6 protein-coding genes are annotated in these 5,920 nt (G+C 68.8%); 3 read left to right on the top strand and 3 right to left on the bottom strand.

Going from position 1 to position 5,920, the window contains the following annotated elements; all coding sequences use genetic code 11:
• Positions 1-601 (top strand): septum formation family protein (locus ACFQ36_RS20095; RefSeq protein ID WP_377016880.1); only part of this gene is annotated, 601 nt, incomplete at its 5' end.
• A 72-nt stretch (positions 602-673) separates the two neighbouring features.
• Here ACFQ36_RS20095 and clpB read toward each other — a convergent pair.
• Positions 674-3,271, bottom strand: coding sequence for an ATP-dependent chaperone ClpB (gene clpB, locus ACFQ36_RS20090; protein WP_377016878.1), 2,598 nt, complete (start codon positions 3,269-3,271; stop codon positions 674-676).
• A gap of 206 nt (positions 3,272-3,477) precedes the next feature.
• Between clpB and ACFQ36_RS20085 the strand changes: the two genes are divergently transcribed.
• On the top strand, positions 3,478-4,005 hold the full coding sequence (locus ACFQ36_RS20085) for a GNAT family N-acetyltransferase (protein WP_377016876.1): 528 nt from the start codon (positions 3,478-3,480) through the stop codon (positions 4,003-4,005).
• A 15-nt stretch (positions 4,006-4,020) separates the two neighbouring features.
• On the opposite strand, the gene ACFQ36_RS20080 is transcribed toward ACFQ36_RS20085, so the two are convergent.
• Complete coding sequence (locus ACFQ36_RS20080; protein WP_377016874.1) at positions 4,021-4,578, bottom strand: YceI family protein; 558 nt, start codon at positions 4,576-4,578, stop codon at positions 4,021-4,023.
• 226 nt (positions 4,579-4,804) lie between these two features.
• On the opposite strand from ACFQ36_RS20080, the gene ACFQ36_RS20075 reads away from it, so the two are divergent.
• Positions 4,805-5,275: a pyridoxamine 5'-phosphate oxidase family protein gene (locus ACFQ36_RS20075; RefSeq protein ID WP_377016872.1), complete on the top strand. Its 471-nt coding sequence runs from the start codon at positions 4,805-4,807 to the stop codon at positions 5,273-5,275.
• 27 nt (positions 5,276-5,302) lie between these two features.
• Here the strand turns inward: ACFQ36_RS20075 and ACFQ36_RS20070 are convergent, their stop codons facing one another.
• Positions 5,303-5,728 (bottom strand): YccF domain-containing protein, encoded by a 426-nt coding sequence (locus ACFQ36_RS20070; RefSeq protein ID WP_377016870.1) that lies wholly within the window; start codon positions 5,726-5,728, stop codon positions 5,303-5,305.
• Between the last annotated feature and the right edge of the window lie 192 nt (positions 5,729-5,920).

Raw genomic sequence — 5,920 nt, 5'->3', positions numbered from 1 at the left:
CGCAGGCGGAACGGCCGAACCCGGCTGGTATGACCGGCCGGCTCCGGCCGCCGCCGCACTGCCGGCCCGGAAGGCAGCCGCAGCAAAGCCTGCCGGCTGGAAACGCCCGCTGGCCGTCGCCATCCCGGTACTGGCGGCCCTGGGCATCGCCACCGGCATCGCCCTCGGCGTGGGCGGGGGCACGCCCTCCCCCGGATCCGCGGATTCCGGCTCCGCCGAACCCAGCGCCGGCCCGGACGGCGTCATTGCCAAAGACGTCTCGCCCTTCGACTTCAAGGCAGGCGACTGTTTCACCGATTTCCAGGCCGTGACCCTCAACGCCACGGTGGTCACCTGCAGCACTCCGCACGCCGCCCAGATCATCGGCACCTTTTCCTACCGGCCCTCGGACACCTTTCCGGGCAAGGAAGCCCTGAACGTGAAGGCGGAGCAGGTGTGCACCGCCATCAAGTTGAACAAGACCGCGGAAAAGCACAGCACCGTGCGCACCTCCTACGGCCTGCCCTCGGAGGGCACGTGGCGGGAGGGGGACCGGCGGATCGACTGCTTTGTCATCCTGGACGGCGGGAACAAGCTGACCGGGTCCCTGATCGGGGACTGACCGGCAGCCACCGCCGGCGAACGCCGCGGGACCCGTCCGGGCGGCCGGGTCCCGCGGTGCCGCCTGGCGCCGCTACTTGGCGCGGACCACCAGCCCCTCGGCCGGCTGCTCCAGCGTGCCGGCCTCGCGGTCCACCAGCACGGTGTCGCCGTCGGAAATTTCCCCGGCAAGCAGGCCGCGGGCCAGCCGGTCCCCGATCTCCCGCTGCACCAGCCGGCGCAGCGGGCGGGCGCCGTAGGCAGGGTCGTAGCCGGTCAGCGCCAGCCATTCCCGCGCCGCGTCGGTGACCTCGAGGGTCAGCCGGCGCTCGCCCAGGCGGGCGGCCAGGGACTGCACCTGCAGGTCCACGATGCGGGCCAGGTCCTCCAGGCTCAGCGGATCGAACATGATGATGTCGTCCAGCCGGTTCAGGAACTCGGGCTTGAAGCTGGAATTGACCACGGACATCACCGCGTCCCGCTTCTGCTGGTCCGAGAGCGTCTGGTCCACCAGGAAGTGGCTGCCGAGGTTGGATGTGAGCACGAGGATCACGTTGCGGAAGTCCACGGTGCGGCCCTGGCCGTCGGTCAGCCGGCCGTCGTCGAGCACCTGGAGCAGGATGTCGAAGACCTCGGGGTGGGCTTTCTCGATCTCGTCCAGCAGGATCACCGAATAGGGGCGCCGGCGCACCGCTTCGGTCAGCTGGCCGCCCTCCTCGTAGCCGACATAGCCCGGAGGGGCACCGACCAGGCGGGCGACCGAGTGCTTCTCGGAGTACTCGCTCATGTCGATGCGCACCATGGAGCGTTCGTCGTCGAAAAGGAAGTCAGCGAGCGCCTTGGCCAGCTCGGTCTTGCCCACGCCGGTGGGGCCCAGGAAGAGGAAGGAGCCGGTGGGCCGGTTCGGGTCGCTGATGCCGGCCCGGGCACGCCGGACCGCGTCCGAGACCGCGGCGACGGCCTTCCGCTGGCCGATGAGCCGGGTCCCGATCGCTTCCTCCATGTGCAGCAGCTTCTGGGATTCGCCCTGCAGCATGCGCCCGGCCGGGATGCCGGTCCATGCCGAGATCACCTCGGCGATGTCTTCGGCGGTCACCTCCTCGGCCACCATCAGGTCCTGCTTGTCCTGCGTCTCGGCCGCCTGCGCCGCATCGAGCTCCTTCTGCAGGGAGGGAATCTCTCCGTAAAGGATCCGCGAGGCCTCGGCCAGGTCTCCGTCGCGCTGGGCCTTGTCCGCCAGGCTGCGCAGCTCGTCCAGCCTGGCCCGGAGCTCGCCCACCCGGTTCAGGCCGGCCTTCTCGGCCTCCCAGCGGGCGTTGAGCGCGGCCAGCTGCTCCTTCTTGTCCGCCAGGTCCGCCCGCAGGGCCTCGAGGCGTTCGCGCGAGGCCTCGTCCGTCTCCCGCTCGAGCGCGAGCTCCTCCATGGTCAGCCGGTCCACCGCACGGCGCAGCTGGTCGATTTCCTCCGGGGCGGAATCGATTTCCATCCGCAGCCGGGAGGCGGCCTCGTCCACCAGGTCGATGGCCTTGTCCGGCAGCTGGCGGCCGGAGATGTACCGGTTGGACAGCGTGGCGGCGGCCACCAGGGCGGAGTCGGCGATGGATACCTTGTGGTGGGCCTCGTAGCGCTCCTTCAGGCCGCGCAGGATGCCGATGGTGTCCTCCACGCTCGGCTCGCCGATGAAGACCTGCTGGAAGCGGCGTTCCAGGGCCGGATCCTTCTCGATATTCTCGCGGTACTCGTCCAGCGTGGTGGCACCGATCATGCGCAGCTCGCCGCGGGCCAGCATCGGCTTGAGCATGTTGCCCGCGTCCATGGAGCCTTCGGCGGCCCCGGCCCCGACCACCGTGTGCAGCTCGTCAATGAAGGTGACGATCTGGCCGTCGGAGTTCCTGATCTCCTCCAGGACCGCCTTGAGCCGCTCCTCGAACTCGCCGCGGTACTTGGCGCCGGCGACCATGGACCCCAGGTCCAGGTTGATCAGGCGCTTGCCGCGCAGGGATTCGGGCACGTCCCCGGCCACAATGCGCTGGGCCAGCCCCTCGACGACGGCGGTCTTGCCCACACCGGGCTCGCCGATCAGGACCGGGTTGTTCTTGGTCCGGCGCGAGAGCACCTGGATCACCCGGCGGATCTCGGCGTCGCGGCCGATCACCGGGTCCAGCTTGCCCGCGCGCGCGATCTCGGTCAGGTCCGTGCCGAACTTCTCCAGGGCCTGAAAGGTGTTCTCCGGGTCCGCAGTGGTGACCTTGCGGTCCCCGCGCACCCCGGGCAGGGCCGCCTGCAGCGCCTCACGCGAGGCGCCGGCGTCCCGCAGGATGCCGCCCACGCGGCCGCTGTCCGCGGACAGGCCCAGCAGCAGGTGCTCGGTGGACACAAAAGAGTCCCCCAGCTTTTCCGCTTCCTCCTGGGCCGCGGAGAGCACCTTCAGGAAGCCGCGGGAGCCCTGGGCCTGCGCCACCGTGGAACCCGACGACGACGGCAGCGCCTTGATGGCCGAACTGGCCTGCACGCTGACCGCATCCGGATCCGCCCCGGCGGCCTTGAGCAGGACCACGGCCACGCTTTCGCGCTGGTCCATCAGGGCCTTGAGCAGGTGGGCGGGTTCGATCTGGGGATTGCCCGCCGTCGAGGCGTTCATGGCCGCGGCGGAGAGCGCCTCCTGGCTTTTGGTGGTGAATTTGGCGTCCAATGCAAGCTCCCTTCAAGCCGGCGCCTTACAGGATTCAAAGCAACTAACATGAGTGTAGTTGACTCAAGTTTGAAAGTAAAGTTTTCCACAGCTGCCCGAGGGCACTTCTTTACCCATGGTGGCACCGCCGCCGCCGCGCCGGAAGGCCGGGATCCGCCTCTAGGCTGGTGCCATGGGACGGGCGGAAATCCGGACGGCGGGCGCGCATGGACACCATCCTGCGCACTAAGCGGCTGACCCTGCTGCGGCCCGGGCCCGAGAACCTGGAGGACATGCTCCGGATCCTCTCCGACCGGCGGAGCACGCCGGCCGGATCGCCGCTCGCGCTGAGCTGGCGGGAGGAAGCCGAAGGGCTCTTCCAGCGCTGGGACCGGCACTGGCAACAGCACGAGGCCGGGTGCTACACCGTGCGCCTGCGCGGCAAGGACCGGACTGTCGGTTTCGCCGGCGTCACCCGTATCCTCTGGGACGGCCGGCCCGTCCTGCAGCTGCACTGCCTGCTCGAGCACCGCATGCGGGGCCAGGGGTACGGGCGCGAGGCCGCGGCCGCCGTCGTCGCCCAGGCGAATGAATATTTCGAGCTGCCGCCGATCCTGGCCCGGGTGCGCCCGCAGGACCAGGCCGCCGTCCGCCTGGTCCTGCGGCTGGGATTCGCGCTCGACCCGCACCAGGGCGCCGACGACGCCGGGGGCTACGCGGACGGCTACGTGCTCAACTGGGACCGGCAGCTGTAGCCGGACCGGGCCGGGTCAGCTTTTTTCGACCTTGACCGCAGACACCTCGAACTCCAGGGTGATCTTGTCCGAGACCAGCAGGCCGCCTGAATCCAGCGCAGTGTTCCACTTGACCCCGAACTGCTGGCGGTCGATCCGCCGTGACCCCTCGAAGCCGGCACGCAGCTGCCCCGACGGATCCCGTTCCACGCCCATGAACTCGATCGGAATACCCAGCTCCCGGGTGACGCCGCGGATGGTCAGGTTGCCGTTGACGATGAAGCTGTTGTCCCCCACCTGGTCGATGCGGGTGCTTTCGAAGGTGATGTACGGGTGGTGGGACGCGTCGAAGAAGTCATTGGTCCGCAGGTGCTCGTCGCGCTGGCGGCTGCGCGTGTCGATGCTGGCAACATTGATTTTCACGCTCACCTTCGAATTCGCGGGATTGTCGACGTCGACGTAGGCAACTCCCTCGATATCGTTGAAGGCCCCGCGCACCTTGGTGACCATCGCATGGCGGGTGGAAAAGCCGATGCGCGTATGGCTCGGATCGAACCGCCATTCCCCTGAGAGCTCGGGTGATAGTTCCGGCATGCGGACAGCCTCCTGGATCGGGGGCCAGATAGTACCACCGGTACCCAGCAGATAGCGGCAACCTGACCCGGCGACTTCATAGCTGGTGAGCTATGAGGGTTATTCCAGCACAATCCTGGGCACAATGCACCTTGACGGCGGCGAAATTTTCGCACAGGAACAGCCCGGGCGCGGCGGCCTGCCGCCGTCCCTACCGACGTGCAGGGGGCCCCAATACACTGGCCCTATGGACCCGAACGAAGTCCCCCAGCATATCGAGAACCTGTCCGCCAGCCAGTGCTGGGAGATCTTCCGCGAAGCCGAGTTCGGCCGGCTGGCGGTGATTATCGGGGACCATCCGGAACTGTTTCCCATCAACTACGTGGTGGACCACGGCACCGTGGTCTTCCGCACCGCACCGGGAACCAAGCTCGAGGGCGCGCTGTCCGGCGCCCCGGTGGCCTTCGAGGTGGACGGCTTCGACCCCTCCAGCGGCCGGGCCTGGAGCGTGGTGCTCAAGGGCAGGACCGAGCGGCTGGCCAGCATCGAGGACGTCCTCGCCTCGACGCTGCTCCCGCTCTTTCCCTGGCAGGCCGGCGAGAAGAACAACTTCGTGCGGATTGTGCCCGGGGAGATCACCGGGCGCCGCTTCACGATCGCCCCCTCGGCACGGCGCGGCCACGGGCTGGGCGATTCCCGCCGGTTCCAGGTCGAATGACCGCCGCCGGCCGCCCGGTGCCGGGCCTCAGCGCGGCAGCCGCGGCCCGTACTGGCGGCCGTACACCGCGTACGCACTGTCCGTGGGCACGATCTCCTTGCCCAGCGGGGCCAGTGAGATCGGAATCATCTTCAGGTTCGCGATGGCCAGCGGGATGCCGATGATCGTCACGGCCTGCGCGATGGCCGTCAGGACATGGCCGATGGCGATCCAGATCCCGGCCACCAGCAGCCACATGATATTGCCCAGCGTGGACATCAGGTAGGTGCGTCCGCCGCGGTCCACCACGGTCCGGCCGAAGGGCCACAGCGCGTAGCCGGCAATCCGGAACGAGGCGATGCCGAAGGGAATGGTGACAACCAGCAGGCAGCAGACCACTCCCGCCAGGAAATAGCCCAGCGCCAGCCAGATGCCGCCGAACAGGAGCCAAATGACGTTTAGGATCGTCTTCATACCCGACATTCTGGCCTGTCTGCCGGCGCCGTGCCATCAGGGGTTTCCCCGACCCTGCCCCGGACATGATGGAACCCGCCCGGGAGCCATGCTCCGCGGACGGGTTCCGGGATGTTAGCGGGCGCGGCGAGCGTTGCTGGCGGGCGCGCCTGCGCGGCGGTGTCCGCGGCGCGGGGACGACGACGGCGCCGC

Origin of the sequence: Arthrobacter sp. GCM10027362 (genome assembly GCF_042679445.1) — a bacterium.
In the GTDB taxonomy this organism is placed as follows: Bacteria; Actinomycetota; Actinomycetes; order Actinomycetales; family Micrococcaceae; genus Crystallibacter.
Note: the sequence above shows the minus strand (reverse complement) of the source record. Positions and strands in the feature narration are given on the sequence as shown.

Bases quoted from the DNA above. Each gene is read 5' to 3' on its own strand.
- ACFQ36_RS20085 (WP_377016876.1), top strand. From the start codon at position 3,478: ATGGACACCATCCTGCGCACTAAGCGGCTGACCCTGCTGCGGCCCGGG.
- ACFQ36_RS20080 (WP_377016874.1), bottom strand. From the start codon at position 4,578: ATGCCGGAACTATCACCCGAGCTCTCAGGGGAATGGCGGTTCGATCCG.
- ACFQ36_RS20075 (WP_377016872.1), top strand. From the start codon at position 4,805: ATGGACCCGAACGAAGTCCCCCAGCATATCGAGAACCTGTCCGCCAGC.
- ACFQ36_RS20070 (WP_377016870.1), bottom strand. From the start codon at position 5,728: ATGAAGACGATCCTAAACGTCATTTGGCTCCTGTTCGGCGGCATCTGG.